This window comes from Pseudomonas sp. NPDC089554 (genome assembly GCF_050280645.1).
GTDB lineage: Bacteria > Pseudomonadota > Gammaproteobacteria > Pseudomonadales > Pseudomonadaceae > Aquipseudomonas.
On record NZ_JBNNVR010000050.1, the window covers coordinates 1 to 15,481 of the forward strand.

Sequence of the window (15,481 nt, forward strand, 5' to 3'; positions counted from 1 at the left end):
CCTTCGGCGCCGAAGGTCGGGATCTGGTACTTGTCGCGCAGCGCTTGTACGTCTTCTGGTTCGTCGGATCAAGGTTACCAGCACGCTTTTGCCACGGAAGTTGTACTTGCTCACGCACCAGGCGGCGCTGACGCCGAACACCAGGTTCAGCGGCACCGAGATGGCCACGGCGAGCAGGGTCAACCTCAGGGCAGCCAAGGCGTCGGGCTCGAAGATCGCCTCGAAGAACACGCCGAAGCCGTTCTTCAGGGCCTGGGACACCACGATCACCAGCGGCAACAACAGGAACAGCGCGAACACCAGCCAGCCAAGGCCGATCAGCACGCGGCGCGAGGTTGCGCTGCCACGCCGGGCGGCGTTGGCGGCGGCATTGGCGCCAATGGAAGTCGAAGACATGGGCCTGGCCTCCTTCAAGGGGTTTCGATGCGCCGCTGCAACAAGTTGATCAGCAGCAGCAGGATGAAGGAAACCACCAGCATCAGCACGCCGATGGCCGTGGCGCCGGTGTAGTCGTACTGGTCGAGCTTGACCATGATCAGCAGCGGCAAGATCTCGGTCTTCATCGGCATGTTGCCCGCGATGAAGATCACCGAACCGTACTCGCCCACGCCCCGGGCAAAAGCCAGGGCGAAGCCGGTCAACCAAGCGGGTAGCAAGGCTGGCAGCAGCACGTGACGGAACACCTGCAAAGGTTTTGCACCCAGGCAGGCAGCCGCCTCTTCGACTTCGCGGGGGATGTCAGCAAGCACCGGCTGCACCGTACGCACCACGAACGGCAGGGTCACGAAGGTGAGTGCCAGGGTGATGCCCAGGGGGGTGTAGGCGATCTTGAAGCCCAGGTCGGTGGCGAACTGGCCGACCCAGCCCGCAGGCGCGTACAGGGCGGTCAGGGCGATACCGGCGACGGCGGTGGGCAGGGCGAATGGCAGGTCGATCATCGCTTCGATGACCTTGCGGCCCGGGAAGGTGTAGCGCACCAGCACCCAGGCCAGCAGGGTACCGATCACGCCGTTGATGATGGCGGCGAGCAGGGCGGTACCGAAACTCAGCTTGAGGGCGGCAAGCACCCTCGGCGCGCTGACGATGTTCCAGAACTGCTCCCAGGTCAGCTGGGCGGCATGCACGAACATGGCGGCCAGCGGTATCAGCACAATCAGGCTGAGGTACACCAAGGTGTAGCCCAGTGTCAGCCCGAAGCCGGGTATGACGGGGGAAATGCGACGTGACATAAAAGTCCCTGGTTGAACGCACGAAGCCCGGGAGCGCTCCCGGGCCGGTGCAGGCTACTGAAGGGTGTTGCATTCAGGGGGCTGGTTGCAGCCCCGCTGTTTCACTGCGCCTGGTAGATCTGGTCGAACACACCGCCGTCGTTGAAGAACTTCGGTTGTGCAGTTTTCCAGCCGCCGAAGTCCTTGTCGATGGTTACCAGGTCCAGTTTCGGGAACTGCTGGCCGAATTCGGCGGCGACCTTCTCGTCACGCGGACGGTAGAAGTTCTGCGCGGCGATCTTCTGCCCAGCCGGGCTGTACAGGTGCTTGAGGTACTCGGTGGCGATCTCGGTGTTGCCTTTCTTCTCGGCGTTCTTGTCGACCACGGCTACCGGCGGCTCGGCGAGGATCGACAACGACGGCACGACGATTTCGAACTTGTCGGTGCCACCGTCTTCCTTCAGCGCCAGGAAGGCTTCGTTTTCCCAGGCCAGCAGCACGTCGCCCTGGCCGTTGTTGACGAAGGTGATGGTCGAGCCGCGGGCGCCGGTATCGAGCACTGGCACGTGCTTGAACAGCTCCTGCACGTATTCCTTGGCCTTGTCTTCGCTACCGCCGGTCTTCAGGCCGTAGGCCCAGGCGGCGAGGAAGTTCCAGCGCGCACCGCCGGAGGTTTTCGGGTTGGGGGTGATGACCGAGACGTCTTTCTTGATCAGGTCGCCCCAGTCCTTGATGTTCTTCGGGTTGCCCTTGCGCACCAGGAACACGATGGTCGAGGTGTAGGGGGTGCTGGCTTGCGGCAGGCGCTTCTGCCAGTCCTCAGGCAGGGTCTTGCCGAGCTTGGCGATTTCGTCGATGTCGCCGGCCAGGGCCAGGGTCACCACGTCGGCGCGCAGGCCGTCGATCACCGCACGACCCTGCTTGCCCGAGCCGCCGTGGGATTGCTGGATCTTCACCTTGTCGTCCGGGTGGGTCTGCTGCCAGTGCTTGATGAACTCGGCGTTGTACTGCTGGTACAGCTCGCGGGTCGGGTCGTAGGACACGTTGAGCAGTTCGTAGTCCTTGGCGATCGCGGAACCGGCAAAAACAGCACTGGCCAGGGCGGCGAGCGCATAACGGCGGATGGACATGGTGAAGCTCCCGATTGGCATTTTTCTAGTTGGGTGTATGCGGTGATCAGCCGGACTTGTTGCCAGGCTGTTGCAGGCGGAACTTTTCCTTGCGCTCGATCTGCACGACCTGGGCGTTGTGCACGGTAATTTCCACCGCGCCGAAACGCAGGTCGCGCAGGGCGCTCTGGATTTCACGCAGAATGGTGGCTTCGTCCTGACCGTCGATGCTACGCAGCGATGCGCTCATGCTCGTTCTCCTGGGGATTGGGGTGCCGGGCAGGGTTCGAAGGGGATGGGCGCCTGGCTTGAAGGCAATAGTAGTGAGGCGCGGATATTCTTAAAAATACTGTTTAAGAATGTTTATATAACCATTAGTCAAAGCCCCGCCACCGCCCCTGTGGGAGGGGGCGATGTCGTGCTTCAGGCTTGTTTTTCCGGCTCGCGGATCTTGTACCAGGCCACATACAGCGCCGGCAGGAACAACAGCGTCAGCAGCGTTGCACTGATGATGCCGCCGATCATCGCGTAGGCCATCGGCCCCCAGAACACCTCGCGGGCAATGGGGATCATGCCCAGGCTGGCCGCCGCCGCAGTGAGCAGGATCGGCCGACGCCGATGGTTGGTCGCCTCCATCACCGCGTCCCAAGGCGTGTAGCCCTGAGCCTCGAACTCGTCGATCTGGGTCACCAAAATCACCGAGTTACGAATGATGATGCCCGCCAGGGCAAGAATCCCGAGAATCGCCACGAAGCCCATGGGCGTGCCCGTCGGCACCAGCGCCAGCACCACGCCGATCAACCCTAGCGGCGCCACACTGACCACCAGGAACAGCTTCTGCACGCTGTGCAGCTGGATCATCAGGAAGGTCGCCATCAGGAACAGCATCAGTGGAATCACTTGGGCAATCGGCCCCTGGGCCTTGCCGCTCTCCTCCACCGTGCCGCCGGTGGCCACTTCATAGCCGGGCGGCAGCTTGGCGGCGAATTCGTCGATCTTCGGCTTGAGCTGGGCCACCAGGTCGGTGGGCTGTATCTCGCCAGCCACCGAGGCCTTGAGGGTGATGGTCGGCTTGCGGTCGCGTCGCCACACCAGCGGCTGCTCCAGCTCGTAGCGCACGGTGGCGAACGACAGCAGCGGAATGGAGGTGCCGTTGGGCGTGAGAATCTGCAAGTTCTGCAAGGTTTCCGGCGAGCCGCGTTCGCTGTCCTCGGCGCGGGCGATCACGTCTACCAGGTAGATGTCGTCGTTCACCTGGGTCACCGGCACACCCGTGACGATGCTGTTCATCACATTGGCCACGTCCTCGGACGACAGCCCCAGCTGGCGCGCCTTGTCCTGGGCGATTTCCACGCGCAGCACCTTACCGGGCTCGTTCCAGTCGTAGATCATCTCGCCGATGTGCGGGTTGGTGTCGAGCAGCGTGGCCAGCTCGATGGCGTGCTTGCGCACTTGGTCGATGTCCTTGCCGCTGACCCGGTACTGGATCGGCCGCCCCACCGGCGGGCCCATCTCCAGCGACTGCACGTTGCTGCCGATGCCGACGAAGTCGTCGCGCAGCAGCTTCTGCAAGCGCTCGATCATGCCGGCACGCTCCTCCAGGCCCTTGCTGACGATCACCAGCTGGGCGTAGTACGGGTTCTGCAGCTGCTGGTCGAGCGGCAGGTAGAAGCGGATCGCACCCTGGCCGATGTAGGTGCTCCAGTGCACCAGGTCGGGGTCGTCCTTGATCTTCGCTTCCAGCCGGTCGACCACCTTGCGGGTTTCCTCGATCGAGGCGTTCTGCGGCAGGTTGATATCGACGAGGATTTCCGGGCGGTCGGACGAGGGGAAGAACTGGTTCTGCACGAAGCGCATGCTGACGATCGACAGCGCGAACAGCACGATGGTGCCGATGATGGTCAGCCAGCGGTGGCGCATGCACCACAGCAGCCCGCCCTCGAAGGCCCGCCCGACCCGCCCTGGCTCGGCGTCGTGGGCCTTGAGCTTGCCGCTGTCGAGGATATGCACGCCCAGCACCGGGGCGAAGAACACCGCCACCACCCAGGACACCAGCAGCGCCACGGCAATCACCGCGAACAAGGTGTAGGTGTACTCGCCTGCAGAGCTTGCGTTCAGGCCGATCGGCACGAAGCCGGCCACCGTCACCAAGGTGCCGGTGAGCATGGGGAACGCGGTGGAGGTGTAGGCGAAGGTGGCCGCGTCTTCCTTGCTCTCGCCCATTTCCAGGCGCGTGACCATCACCTCCACGGTGATCATCGCATCGTCCACCAGCAGCCCCAGGGCGATGATCAGCGCGCCCAGGGAAATACGCTGCATGGTGATACCGCTGTACTCCATGAACACGAACACCATGGCCAACACCAGCGGGATCGAGCACGCCACCACCAGCCCGGCGCGCACGCCGAGGCTGACGAAGCTCACTGCCAGTACGATCACCACCGCCTCGAATAGCGCGCTGGTAAAGCCGCCGACCGCCTCTTTCACCACCACCGCCTGGTCGGAAACCGTGTGCACCCCGACCCCCACCGGCAGCTCGGTGACGATGCGGTCCATCTTTTCCTTGAGCAACTGGCCGAACACCTGGATGTTGCCCCCGGCCTTCATGCCCACCGCCAGGCCGATGGCGGTCTGGCCGTTGTAGCGGAACATCGGCGAAGGTGGGTCGCGGTAGCCGCGCTCGATATCGGCGATATCGGCCAGGCGGAAGAAGCGGTCGTTGATGCGCAGGTTGACGTTCTGCAGGTCTTTCTCCGAGGCGAACTGCCCGGTGGTGCGCACCGAAATACGCTCGGGGCCCGCTTCGATCACGCCCGCCGGGGTCACTGCGTTCTGCGCTTGCAGGGCTTGCATCGCCTGGCGCTGGTCGATACCCAGGGCGGCCAGCTTGCGGGTCGAGAAGTTCAGGTAGAGCACTTCGTCCTGGGTGCCGACCAGCTGCACCTTGCCGATGTTGGGCACCTCGCGGATCTCGGCGCGGGCCTGCTCCACATAGTCGCGCAGCTGGCGCAGGGTCAGGCCGTCGGCGGTGAAGGCGTAGATCGAGCCGAACACATCGCCGAACTCGTCGTTGAAGCCTGGGCCCTGGATGCCCTGGGGGAACTGCCCGCGAATGTCGTCGATCTTCTTGCGCACCTGGTACCAGATCTGCGGGATGTCACCGGCCTTGGTGGTGTCGCGCAGGTACACGTAGACCGTGGACTCGCCAGGGCGTGTGTAGCTTTTCACGTAGTCGAGCGAGTCCAGTTCCTCGAGCTTCTTCTCGATGCGATCGGTGACCTGGTAGAGGGTTTCGTCCTGGGTCGCGCCGGGCCAGCGGGTCTGGATCACCATGGTCTTGATGGTGAAGGACGGGTCTTCCTCACGGCCCAGGTTGAAGTACGAGAAGATGCCCATCAGCAGCCCGACGAACATCAGGTACCAGACGAACGACTGGTGCTTGAGCGCCCATTCGGAGAGGTTGAAGCTTCCTTTCATCGTGCATCCTCGTCGAATGTGACCTTCTGCCCGGGCTCCAGGCTATTGACCCCAGCGACGACCACGCGCTCGCCCGGCTGCACACCGGAGGCCAGCACGATACGTTGCCGGTTGCGCTCGGCCAGGGTGACGTCGCGGGTGGCGACGGTCTTTTGCTGCGGGTCGACTACCCACACCTGGGTCTTGCCGTCACGCTCCAGCAACGCGGTGGCCGGTAGCTCGCTGCGCGGGGTGATAGCGGAGGTAAGGGTGACGCTGATCGCCGTGCCCAGGTGGAAGGCCTCGGGGGTGCTGGCCAGGGTCAGCCGGGCACGCCGGGTGCGGGTGGTGGCGTCGGCCTGGGGTTCCAGCTCACGCAGGGTGGCGCTGGTGTTGATGTTCGGCTCCAGCTGGGAGGCGACGGTGAAAGTCAGGCCTTGGCTCAATTGCTCGGCCAGTAGGATCGGCAGGTCGATCACCGCTTCCTTGATATCGGGCCTGGCCAGGGTAACCACCGCCTGGCCGGCGCTGACCGTCTGTCCGGCCTCGGCCTGCCAGGCGGTGACCACGGCGGCGTGGTCGCTGCGCAGGGTGCTGTAGTCGAGCTGGTCGCGGGCCTGGCTGAGTGCCGAGCGGGCTTGCTCCAGGGAAGCGCCGGTGGTCTTCAGGTCGGTCTGGGCGATGTCCAGTTGCGCCTGGGCGCCGACACCGCGGTCGTACAGCTGCTGCTGGCGGCGGGCATTGGCCTGGGCGTTGATCCACTGCGCCTGCACCCGCGCCAGGTCGCCTTCGGCGGCGCGCAGTTGGTTCTGCTGGTCGGTGGGGTCGAGGGTGGCCAGGGTATCGCCGGGCTTCACCTGCGCCCCGACATCCAGCCAGCGCCGGGCGATACGCCCGGACACGCGAAAGCCCAGGGTGCTCTCGTAACGCGCCTGGATGCTGCCGGCGAAGCGGCCCAGTTGCGCCTGGGCTTGTGGTTCGACCAGGGTCGACAGCACCGGCCGCACCACCTCGGGTGGCGGCTCGTCGCCGCCACAACCACCCAGCAGCACGCCGAAGCACAGCACCAGCAGCGAACGCGTCATGGCGTCTCTCCTGCATCGTTGGCAGCGACCTTCTCCACCTGCATGCCGGGGTGCAGCAACTGCCCGCCGCTGACCACGACGGTTTCACCACCCTTGATGCCCTCGCCGATCACCACCTTGCCGGTGAGATAGCGAGCCACCTGCACTTCGCGCAGCTCGACCTTGTCGCCCTCGCCCACCACCCACACTGCAGGCGCTTTCAGCGCCTTGGTCAGCGCCGCCCAGGGCAGCTCGATGCTGGGGCGGCCCTGGGTGTTGCCGGTGGCGGTCACCGGCGAGCCTAGTTGCATGCCCTGGGGCAGGTTGCGCAAGGCCACCTTGACCTGCACCGTGCCGCTTTCGGCGGACACTGTCGGGGTTATCTCGCGCACCTGCCCTTCGGTGCTTATCTTCGGGTTGTCGAGCAGGCTGACGGTCACCCGCTCATCGCTCGGCGGCGCCACCAGCAGCGTTTCATAGACATTGAACACCGCATCGCGGTCGCCATCGACGGCCAGGCCGAAGATCGGCATGGTCGCCTGCACCACCTGGCCGACCTCGGCCTGGCGCGCAGTGATGACACCATCGGCCTCGGACACCAGCGCGGTGTAGCTCAGTTGTTCATTGGCATTGGCCAACTGTGCCTGGGCGGCCTTGAGCGCGCTCTGGCTGCTGCGCAGGGCGGCTTCGGCGGAATCGTACTCGCTCTGGCTGGTGTAGCCCTTGGGCAGCAGTTTCTGCTGGCGCACGAAGGCCGCGCTGCTCTGCTGCACCCGCGCCTGTTCTGCGAACACGGCGGCCTTGGCCGAGTCGACATTGTTCTGCAGATCCTTCGGGTCGAGGCGCGCGAGCACCTGGTTGGCCTTGACGTGGTCGCCCACATCGACGCTGCGCGAGATGATCTTGCCGCCCACGCGGAACGACAGGTCGGTTTTCACGCGTGCCTGTACATCGCCGGTCAGGGTGACCTTGGCGGCGAAATCGGTGGGTTGTACTTGCAGTACGCCGACCCTGGGCAGTTCCGGGCTGGAGACTTCATCCTTGCGCCTTGATCAGCTCGACCAGCTCTTGGGTCAGGTTGACGTTGGAGGCTTCCAGCGAGTTGGACTGCACCGAACCCAGGGTACCGGTCTTCGGTGCATCCACGTTCGGAATGCCCGAGGCGAAGGTCTCGGTCCAGCGGGTGCCGCCGATCTGCTGCAAGCCCTGCTCGTTGGTGAAGCTGGCGATGGCTACCTGGCCAATGGCGCGCGACTGCTCGTTACTGAAGCTTGCGAACATCACACCACTGGCGTCGATGGACAGGCTCGACAGGATACCGGTGGCATAGCCGTCCTGGTACGGACGCTGGCGTGCGGTGTCGGTGTTGTAGGACGTGGTGCTGCCCATGGCCAGGCGGACGCCGTCGGCATTGCCGTTCGAACCGTTTGGCCCCCAGGTGCCTGCGGCGTTCTGCGAAGCCGGGATCCAACCCACCATGCTGAAGTTGTTGTTGGTCACGCTCCAGGTTGCCCCTGCCGGTACGCCAGTGGCGCTCGCGGTCATGGTGTCGACCGAGCCGTCGCTGTTGAAGGTGATGGTGCCACTCAGCGGCGTGGTGCTGGTCGGGTCGAACGGGTTGCGTCCATCGACCAAGGTGTACATGGTCCACTCGTTGGTACCGGTCTTGCGGTAGAACTGCTCCATGACGTGCTCGTTGCCCTGGCTGTCGTACATCTTGGTCGGGAACGACTTGGTGTAGGTGTTCTGGTCAGCCGGGTCGAAGGCCAGGTTCGGATCACCCGGCACTGGCGGCACGGCCGGCAGTGGAATGTCCTTGGCGGAAGAGTTCAGGTTCAGGCTCTGGTCGATCGTGGAAGTCGCCCGTGGCGCCAGTGCCGAAGTATCGATGCGCAGGTCGCTCAACACGCCACGCTGGATATTGCCGTTGGCGTCGGCCGCATAGCCTTGCAGGCGCAGGCCATCGGAGGTGGTGACATAGTTGGCGTTGTCAGTCCGGAAGGCACCGGCACGGGTGTATTGCAGCGCGCCGTTGTCGGAAAGCACGAAGAAGCCCTGACCTTGGATACCCATGTCCAGCACGTTGCCAGTGTTGTTCACATCACCCTGGCCGAACTGCTGGGATATCGCTGCCAGGCGCACACCGTTACCCACCTGGTTCTGGCCGACGCCCAGGCGGTTGGCGCCAGCGTACACGTCGGCGAACTCGGCACGCGACGATTTGAAGCCAGTGGTGGCGACGTTGGCGATGTTGTTGCCGGTGACGTCCAGTTGCTTGTTGGCTGCGTACAGACCGCTAAGACCGATATTGAAAGACATGTGTTCGCTCCTTCTGCCGAATAGCCGGCCTTAGATTCCGATGGTTTGTACTTTGGAGATGCCGACCTTGCCGATACCGGCGAGGTTGAGCATCATTTCGCCGCCATTGGTGCCAAAGGTGACACTGGTAACGGTGGCTGGCAGCAGGGTGTACATCTCAACCGACTTGCCTTCGACCGTGGTGGTGGCGGTGAAGGTGTATTCGCCCGCCGGGGCCACTTCGCCCTTTGCGTTCTTGCCATCCCAGATGAAGTCGGCGTTGCCCGCCTTCTGCGCACCCAGGTCGATAGTGCGCACGACGTTTCCGTCCTTGTCCTTGATGGTGACCTTGCCCTCGCTGATGCTCTGCGGCACCACGACCTGGCCATTGAAGCTTTTGGTGGTGTCGACCATGGCCTTGTCGTTCTGCACGATGACCGAACGCCCCACCAGCGACGAGGCCTGCAGGGCCTGGGACGAGCCCATGGCGCCGGCGATCGCGGTGACCGTGTCATTGAGGGCGGTGATGCCTTCCAGGCTGCTGAACTGTGCCAGCTGCGCGACGAACTCGCCGTTTTCCTGTGGGTCGAGCGGGTTCTGGTGCTGCATCTGGGTGACCAGCAACTGCAGGAACGCATCCTTGCCCAAGGCATTGCTGTCGGTGGTCTGGGTCTTGGGCTTGCTGGTGCCGTCGCTGACGCCGGAACTCTTGAGGACGTCGTTGAGGGTGCTGTTATCGATTGCCATGGTCTGTCGTCCTTATCACTGACCCAGGGTCAGCACCTTCTGCATCATCGCCTTGGCGGTGTTCATCAGTTCGGCGTTGGTCTGGAACGCGCGACTGGCGGAGATCATGTCAGCCATCTCCTCGACCACGTTGACGTTCGGGTAGTAGACGTAGCCGTCCTTGTTCGCTGCCGGGTGGTTCGGCTCGTAGCGCGCCTCGAGGTTGCTCTGGTCCTCGATGATGCCCTTGACCTGCACGCCCTGGCCGGCCTGACCCTGGTCTTCGAACAGCGACTGGCCGGCGCCGTTTTGCGCCTGTTCGAAGGTGGTGGCGAACACCGGGTGGCGGGCGCGGTAGGTCTGGTCGATGCTCGACGAGACGGTCTCGGCGTTGGCGATGTTCGAGGCGACGGTGTTCAGGCGCGTGTTCTGCGCGCTCATGCCGCTACCGGCAATGTGGAAGACGCTGGCAAGGGACATGATTATTCTCCGCGCAGGGCCGAAACCAGCCCTTTGAATTTACTGTTGAGCAAGGTGAAGCTGGCCTGGAAGCCCATGGCATTCTCGGTGTAGTTCGACTGCTCGACCTGGGCATCGACGGTGTTCTGGTCGATCGACGGATGGGCCGGGGTGCGATACTTGAGGCTCTCGTCGGCCAGGGTCAGGCCCTGGGCCTCGATGTGCTGGGCATTGGTGCGGGTCAGCGAGACACGGCCGACATTTTGCTTCTCGGACTCGGCGGCGAGCACCGAGGAGAATTCCATGTCGCGCGCCTTGTAGTTGGGCGTGTCGGCGTTGGCGATGTTGTTGGCCAGCACCTCGGCACGCTGGGCGCGAAAGCCCAGTGCCTTTTCGTGGATACCAAGTGCCTTGTCGAAACTGATGCTCATGTCGGGGAAACCTTCGAAGGTTGACCGGAGTTGCGTTGAACGAGTTATAGCAAGGCCTGTGCCAATCACAGAGAAGCCTTGAATTATGGGGCTTTCACCGCATTGCCACGGGGCGACATGCCAGAAAAGCGGCAAAGGGCTTCCGCTTGAGGGTGGGCAAGCGGCAATTGCACAGCGGCAAAAGCGGCAATCCAAAAAATTGACGGCGGCAAAATATCGGCAAAGAAAAAGGCCGGTATCTCTCGATACCGGCCCTCTCGCCTACTTCATTACTTTGCCTGGTAGATGATGCCCGGGCTGCACTGCACCATCTGGTAGTGGTCCGGCAGGCCGTTGAGCGCCTCCGAGGCACCAAGGAACAGGTAGCCCCCTGGCTTGAGCGTGCCATGGATGCGCATGAGGATGTCCTTCTTGACCTGCGCCGAGAAGTAGATCAGCACGTTGCGACAGAACACGATGTCGAACTTGCCCAGGCTGGCATAGCTGTCGAGCAGGTTGAACGAGCGGAACTCAACACGGCTGCGGATCGGCGGCTTCACCGCCCAGCGCCCCGGCCCCTTGGGGTCGAAGTAACGTTGCAGGCGGTCCTGGGACAGGCCCCGGGCAATTGCCAGGCTGTCGTACTCACCGGTCTTGCAGTTGTTGAGCATGCTACCGGACAGGTCGGTGGCAACGATTTGCGCGCCCATCTTCAACTGGCCGAGGTTGGTGCGCTCGAATTCGTCGAGGGCCATGGAAATGGAGTACGGTTCCTGCCCCGAGGAGCAGGCCGCCGACCAGATCCGCAGGCGCTGGCCCGGGTTGCCCTTGATGAACTCCGGCACCACCTTGCTCTTGAGCACCTCGAAAGGGTAGGTATCGCGAAACCACAGGGTCTCGTTGGTGGTCATGGCATCGACCACCTGCTCGCGCAAGCCGCCGCGCGGCTGGCTCTGGATACGCTGTACCAGCTCGCCCAGGCTCTTGATGCCCTGCTGTTCCATCAGCTTGTTGAGACGGCTGGACACCAGGTACTGCTTATTCTCGCCCAGCAGGATGCCACAGGCTTTCTCCAGGAAGACCCGGAACTGTTCGAAATCCAAATTACCCGTAGACAATGCTGCCGCCTCTTTCAAATCGCTTGCGCCGGGGCCATGCCCCGGCCGTTTCAATGCGTAGCCTTGATGCGGTCGACCACTCGCTGGGCCAAGTCGTCCGGCCTGAACTTGGCCAGGAAGTCATCGGCACCGACCTTCTTGACCATCGCCTGGTTGAACACGCCTGACAACGAAGTATGCAGGCAGATGTGCAACTTTTGCATGCGCGGATCGCTGCGAATTTCCGCGGTAAGGGTATAGCCGTCCATTTCCGGCATTTCTATGTCCGAGATCATCATCAGGAACTCTTCTTCCGGACGCTTGCCCTCGTCGACCAGCTTGCGCAGGTAATCCAGGGCCTGACGACCATCGTTGAGGGCAATCACTTCAACCCCGACGGTCTGCAGGCAGCGGCTGACCTGCTTGCGCGCCACAGACGAGTCGTCGACGGTCAACACCCGCAGCATCGTAGCTTTGTCCTGCACCTCGGCATCGACCACGCCAGCCGAGACCTGCTCGGACGACGGTGCCACCTCGGCAAGCACCTTTTCCACATCGACGATCTCGACCATGCGGTTGTCCACCCGGGTGACCGCCGTCAGGTAGTGATCGCGCCCGGTGCCCTTGGGTGGCGGGTGGATCTCCTCCCAGTTCATGTTGACGATGCGTTCCACCGAATGCACCAGGAAGCCCTGGGTCTTGGTGTTGTACTCGGTAATGATCACGAAACTGTTACGGGTTTCCTCGCGCAACTGCGGCAAACCGGTGGCCATCGACAGGTCGAGGATCGGAATGGTCGCCCCGCGAATATTGGCCACGCCGCGCACGACCGGATGAGACTTGGGCAGCAAGGTCAGCTCCGGGCACTGCAACACCTCGCGGACCTTGAACACGTTGATGCCATAGAGCTGCGCGCCATTGAGGCGGAACAGCAACAGTTCCAGGCGATTCTGCCCCACCAGCTGCGTGCGCTGGTTGACCGAATCCATGACTCCAGCCATGCCAGTCTCCTTCTATTTTTCAGCCCATTTGCCAACGAGTCGGCACGGGCTTTGCTTTTTTGAGCGGTATGCACACGAAAACGACATTATTCCGACGGCTGACGCGCCTGCTGGCCACCCCCCTGGCCATGCTGTGCCTGCTGGCACCCGGCGCTCGCACGCTGGCAGATGCGGCTACCTTGCCTGAACAGCTTATCGGTGTCACCCAAGGGTTTCTTGAATTCACCGTGGAGGACTACTTGGCCACCACCCAGACCGAAGGCCGCTACGAGATCCAGGTGAACAACCTCGACCCTCGTCTGCGCATGCCGCTGTGCAGCCAGGCGCTGGACGCCTCGCTGGAAAGCCCGGCGCAGCCGATTGGCCGGGTCACGGTGCGGGTACGCTGCGACAGCGCCGCGCCCTGGACGGTGTTCGTGCCCGCCCAGGTCAAACTGTTCCGTGACGTGGTGGTGATGACCCGCCCGCTCAAGCGCGACAGCGTGATCGACGAAAATGCCGTGGCCATGCGTGAACGTGACGTCAGTACCCTCGGCGCCGGTTTCCTGACCCAGCTCGAGCAAGCCGTGGGCATGAAGCTGCTGCGCCCCACCACCCTCGACCAGGTGCTGACCCTGCAACACCTGGAACAGGCCGAAGTAATCCGCAAGGGCGACCATGTGGTCATTACCGCCCGCAGCGGGACCCTGAACGTGCGCATGCCTGGCGAGGCCCTGAGCAAGGGCGGCCTGACCGAGCAGATCCGGGTGCGCAACCTGAACTCCAAGCGCGTGGTCAAGGCCAGGGTCATCGGGCCAGGGCAAGTAGAGGTCGCGATGTAATCCGAGGGGCTAGCGGTATGTAGGTGCTTTTCCTAAACTGTGTCGAAACGGGTCGGACGAGCTTGCCGATAGGCGGCAATGCATTTGTGCCTAAAGTTTATTTCGGATTGGCCGAAAACAAGGCAAGCGTCCTAATTCCCAGAGGTTTCGATCATGGTTATCGACTTCAGTCGTTTGAATAACTCTCCGTCCGTCACAGGCGGCGTTCGCGGCAACAGCGCATCGGCTACCCCCGAGAAAGCCGGTGAAGCCCCGAAGGCCAGCGCCAGCGGAGAGGCAGTACACCTCAGTCAAGAGGCACAGCAGTTGCAGCAGATCCGCGAAAAGCTGCGCGAGCAGCCTGAAGTCAACAGCGCCCGTGTGGCTCAGTTGAAACAGGCGATCGCCGATGGCAGCTATCAGGTCGATGCCGGCCGGGTCGCCAGCAAACTGCTTGATTTCGAAGCTCAGCGCTAACCCTCGGGCGCGCTGACTTCCAGGACGCTAAACGCCAAGAGCCAGCCATGCACGACATCACCCTGCTGCAACTGATCGAAGACGACATCGCACCAACCGAGGAACTGCTCGAGTTGCTGCAAAACGAAGCCGTCGCCCTGCACGGGCGCGACATGCCGCTGCTGGAGAACATCCTGGCACGCAAGCAGTCGCTGATCGTGCTACTCGAACAGCAGGGACTGCGCCGCAACCACCTGCTCACCAGCCTCGGCCTCCCTGCGGATCGCGCAGGGGTACAAGCCGTGGCCGCCCAATCGCCCAACGGCGATGTCATGCTGCAGCAACTGGATGTGCTGACCCAGCTCATGGATGCCTGCCAGAAGGCTAACCAGATCAACGGACGGATCATCCAGGTGCAGCAACACACCACGGCCAACCAAATCCGGATACTCATGGGCGGCGACTCACCGTCGCTGTACGATAGCCGTGGGGCCACCGCGCCCATGGACAAACCCCGAGCAATCAGCCAGGTGTGATTTTTCCTATTCAAGGCACGGAACATACTGGCAAAATGCCATTACTTGCGTGTGTCGTTTTTGCCTGGAGATTGAAAACCCGTGTTCAATGAATCCGATGCTCCTCAGCCACCAAAGGTGTTGACCACGCCTTTGGAGATTGCGGCCAACCTGCGCCAGTTGCTGGACAGCCAAGATCCGCTGATCATCACCTTCCATGAGCGCAGCCAGCGGTTCCAGAGCTATGTGGTACATGCCGACAAGGACAAGGACATCCTTGCGCTGGACGAGATGATTCCCCGTGATGGCGAAAAATTCATCGAGAACGGCGAGCCCTTCCGCGTTGAAGGCTTCCATGATGGCGTACGCATCGCCTGGGAATGCAACACTGCACTGACCATTACCGAGATCGACGGCCATCGCTGCTACCGCGGGCCACTGCCTTCGGAAATGACCTACCACCAGCGCCGCAGTGCCTTCCGCGCCGCATTGAAGCTGTCGCAGTTGGTCGAAGTGATCTTCGACGGCACCCACCTGAAAGGCAGCGGCGCATTGCGCGGCAAGCTGCTGGATATTTCCGCCACCGGCTGCAAGTTGCGCTTCGAGGGCAATATCGAGGAACGCCTGCAACTGGGCCAGGTGTACGAGCGCTTCAAGGCCGGCAACCCGCTTGGCCTGGCCGATGTCATGGTAGAGCTGCGTCACCTGCACTTCGAAGAGCGCATCAACACCACCTTCGCCGGGGTGCGCTTCCACAACCTCACCGGCCAGAGCCAGCGCAAGATCGAGAGTTTTGTGTACCAGCTGCAACGTGAAGCGCGGCGGTTCGACAAGGACGACTATTGATCGTCTTGCTGCCATGAAAAACGCCACCGTTCGGTG

The 15,481-nt window shown here is 62.8% G+C and carries 15 protein-coding genes and 2 pseudogenes; 4 read left to right on the top strand and 13 right to left on the bottom strand.

Going from position 1 to position 15,481, the window contains the following annotated elements; genetic code table 11:
* From ACQKPE_RS15665 to ACQKPE_RS15725, 13 genes and pseudogenes are all read right to left on the bottom strand, one after another.
* Positions 1–396, bottom strand: a pseudogene (locus ACQKPE_RS15665) (hypothetical protein); the annotation flags it as partial.
* Between the two features lie 14 nt (positions 397–410).
* Positions 411–1,229: a sulfate ABC transporter permease subunit CysT gene (cysT, locus tag ACQKPE_RS15670; protein ID WP_427667215.1), complete on the bottom strand. Its 819-nt coding sequence runs from the start codon at positions 1,227–1,229 to the stop codon at positions 411–413.
* Positions 1,230–1,330: 101 nt separating this feature from the next.
* Entirely contained in the window at positions 1,331–2,338 is a 1,008-nt protein-coding gene (locus ACQKPE_RS15675; RefSeq protein ID WP_427667217.1) for a sulfate ABC transporter substrate-binding protein, read from the bottom strand.
* A gap of 46 nt (positions 2,339–2,384) precedes the next feature.
* Positions 2,385–2,567 carry a sulfur starvation response protein OscA gene (gene oscA / locus ACQKPE_RS15680; RefSeq protein ID WP_016489716.1) on the bottom strand — a complete coding sequence of 61 codons (183 nt, stop codon included), beginning with the start codon at positions 2,565–2,567 and terminating at the stop codon, positions 2,385–2,387.
* A 173-nt stretch (positions 2,568–2,740) separates the two neighbouring features.
* Positions 2,741–5,794, bottom strand: a complete 3,054-nt coding sequence (locus ACQKPE_RS15685) for an efflux RND transporter permease subunit (protein WP_427667219.1) — start codon at positions 5,792–5,794, stop codon at positions 2,741–2,743.
* The gene (locus ACQKPE_RS15690) at positions 5,791–6,858 is read right to left on the bottom strand and encodes an efflux RND transporter periplasmic adaptor subunit (protein WP_427667221.1); all 1,068 of its coding nucleotides are present in this window, start codon (positions 6,856–6,858) and stop codon (positions 5,791–5,793) included. The genes ACQKPE_RS15685 and ACQKPE_RS15690 overlap by 4 nt, the downstream gene beginning before the upstream one ends.
* Positions 6,855–7,880: pseudogene (locus ACQKPE_RS15695) on the bottom strand (efflux RND transporter periplasmic adaptor subunit); the annotation flags it as partial. The gene ACQKPE_RS15690 and the pseudogene ACQKPE_RS15695, both read right to left, overlap by 4 nt.
* A complete protein-coding gene (flgE, locus tag ACQKPE_RS15700; RefSeq protein WP_427667223.1) occupies positions 7,873–9,156 on the bottom strand; it encodes a flagellar hook protein FlgE in 1,284 nt (427 codons plus the stop codon). The gene flgE and the pseudogene ACQKPE_RS15695, both read right to left, overlap by 8 nt.
* 30 nt (positions 9,157–9,186) lie before the next feature.
* A complete protein-coding gene (gene flgD, locus ACQKPE_RS15705) occupies positions 9,187–9,882 on the bottom strand; it encodes a flagellar hook assembly protein FlgD (RefSeq protein ID WP_427667225.1) in 696 nt (231 codons plus the stop codon).
* A gap of 15 nt (positions 9,883–9,897) precedes the next feature.
* Positions 9,898–10,341, bottom strand: a complete 444-nt coding sequence (gene flgC, locus ACQKPE_RS15710) for a flagellar basal body rod protein FlgC (protein WP_375101068.1) — start codon at positions 10,339–10,341, stop codon at positions 9,898–9,900.
* A 2-nt stretch (positions 10,342–10,343) separates the two neighbouring features.
* Positions 10,344–10,751 (bottom strand): flagellar basal body rod protein FlgB, encoded by a 408-nt coding sequence (gene flgB / locus ACQKPE_RS15715; RefSeq protein ID WP_375101067.1) that lies wholly within the window; start codon positions 10,749–10,751, stop codon positions 10,344–10,346.
* Between the two features lie 269 nt (positions 10,752–11,020).
* Positions 11,021–11,848 (bottom strand): protein-glutamate O-methyltransferase CheR, encoded by an 828-nt coding sequence (cheR, locus tag ACQKPE_RS15720; RefSeq protein ID WP_427667227.1) that lies wholly within the window; start codon positions 11,846–11,848, stop codon positions 11,021–11,023.
* A 50-nt stretch (positions 11,849–11,898) separates the two neighbouring features.
* A complete protein-coding gene (locus ACQKPE_RS15725) occupies positions 11,899–12,828 on the bottom strand; it encodes a chemotaxis protein CheV (RefSeq protein WP_427667229.1) in 930 nt (309 codons plus the stop codon).
* A gap of 68 nt (positions 12,829–12,896) precedes the next feature.
* Between ACQKPE_RS15725 and flgA the strand changes: the two genes are divergently transcribed.
* From flgA to ACQKPE_RS15745, 4 genes are all read left to right on the top strand, one after another.
* On the top strand, positions 12,897–13,649 hold the full coding sequence (gene flgA, locus ACQKPE_RS15730) for a flagellar basal body P-ring formation chaperone FlgA (protein WP_427667230.1): 753 nt from the start codon (positions 12,897–12,899) through the stop codon (positions 13,647–13,649).
* 153 nt (positions 13,650–13,802) lie between these two features.
* The gene (flgM, locus tag ACQKPE_RS15735; RefSeq protein WP_427667232.1) at positions 13,803–14,105 is read left to right on the top strand and encodes a flagellar biosynthesis anti-sigma factor FlgM; all 303 of its coding nucleotides are present in this window, start codon (positions 13,803–13,805) and stop codon (positions 14,103–14,105) included.
* Positions 14,106–14,152: 47 nt separating this feature from the next.
* Positions 14,153–14,620, top strand: a complete 468-nt coding sequence (locus ACQKPE_RS15740; RefSeq protein ID WP_427667233.1) for a flagella synthesis protein FlgN — start codon at positions 14,153–14,155, stop codon at positions 14,618–14,620.
* Between the two features lie 81 nt (positions 14,621–14,701).
* Positions 14,702–15,445, top strand: coding sequence for a flagellar brake protein (locus tag ACQKPE_RS15745; RefSeq protein ID WP_427667235.1), 744 nt, complete (start codon positions 14,702–14,704; stop codon positions 15,443–15,445).
* The last annotated feature ends 36 nt before the right edge of the window (positions 15,446–15,481 follow it).

What these genes read in the sequence shown, in the direction of transcription:
- cysT (WP_427667215.1), bottom strand. Translation starts at nt 1,229, where the DNA reads ATGTCACGTCGCATTTCCCCCGTCATACCCGGCTTCGGGCTGACACTG.
- ACQKPE_RS15675 (WP_427667217.1), bottom strand. Translation starts at nt 2,338, where the DNA reads ATGTCCATCCGCCGTTATGCGCTCGCCGCCCTGGCCAGTGCTGTTTTT.
- oscA (WP_016489716.1), bottom strand. Translation starts at nt 2,567, where the DNA reads ATGAGCGCATCGCTGCGTAGCATCGACGGTCAGGACGAAGCCACCATT.
- flgD (WP_427667225.1), bottom strand. Translation starts at nt 9,882, where the DNA reads ATGGCAATCGATAACAGCACCCTCAACGACGTCCTCAAGAGTTCCGGC.
- ACQKPE_RS15690 (WP_427667221.1), bottom strand. Translation starts at nt 6,858, where the DNA reads ATGACGCGTTCGCTGCTGGTGCTGTGCTTCGGCGTGCTGCTGGGTGGT.
- flgA (WP_427667230.1), top strand. Translation starts at nt 12,897, where the DNA reads ATGCACACGAAAACGACATTATTCCGACGGCTGACGCGCCTGCTGGCC.
- flgE (WP_427667223.1), bottom strand. Translation starts at nt 9,156, where the DNA reads ATGTCTTTCAATATCGGTCTTAGCGGTCTGTACGCAGCCAACAAGCAA.
- ACQKPE_RS15725 (WP_427667229.1), bottom strand. Translation starts at nt 12,828, where the DNA reads ATGGCTGGAGTCATGGATTCGGTCAACCAGCGCACGCAGCTGGTGGGG.
- flgC (WP_375101068.1), bottom strand. Translation starts at nt 10,341, where the DNA reads ATGTCCCTTGCCAGCGTCTTCCACATTGCCGGTAGCGGCATGAGCGCG.
- flgM (WP_427667232.1), top strand. Translation starts at nt 13,803, where the DNA reads ATGGTTATCGACTTCAGTCGTTTGAATAACTCTCCGTCCGTCACAGGC.
- flgB (WP_375101067.1), bottom strand. Translation starts at nt 10,751, where the DNA reads ATGAGCATCAGTTTCGACAAGGCACTTGGTATCCACGAAAAGGCACTG.
- ACQKPE_RS15685 (WP_427667219.1), bottom strand. Translation starts at nt 5,794, where the DNA reads ATGAAAGGAAGCTTCAACCTCTCCGAATGGGCGCTCAAGCACCAGTCG.
- ACQKPE_RS15740 (WP_427667233.1), top strand. Translation starts at nt 14,153, where the DNA reads ATGCACGACATCACCCTGCTGCAACTGATCGAAGACGACATCGCACCA.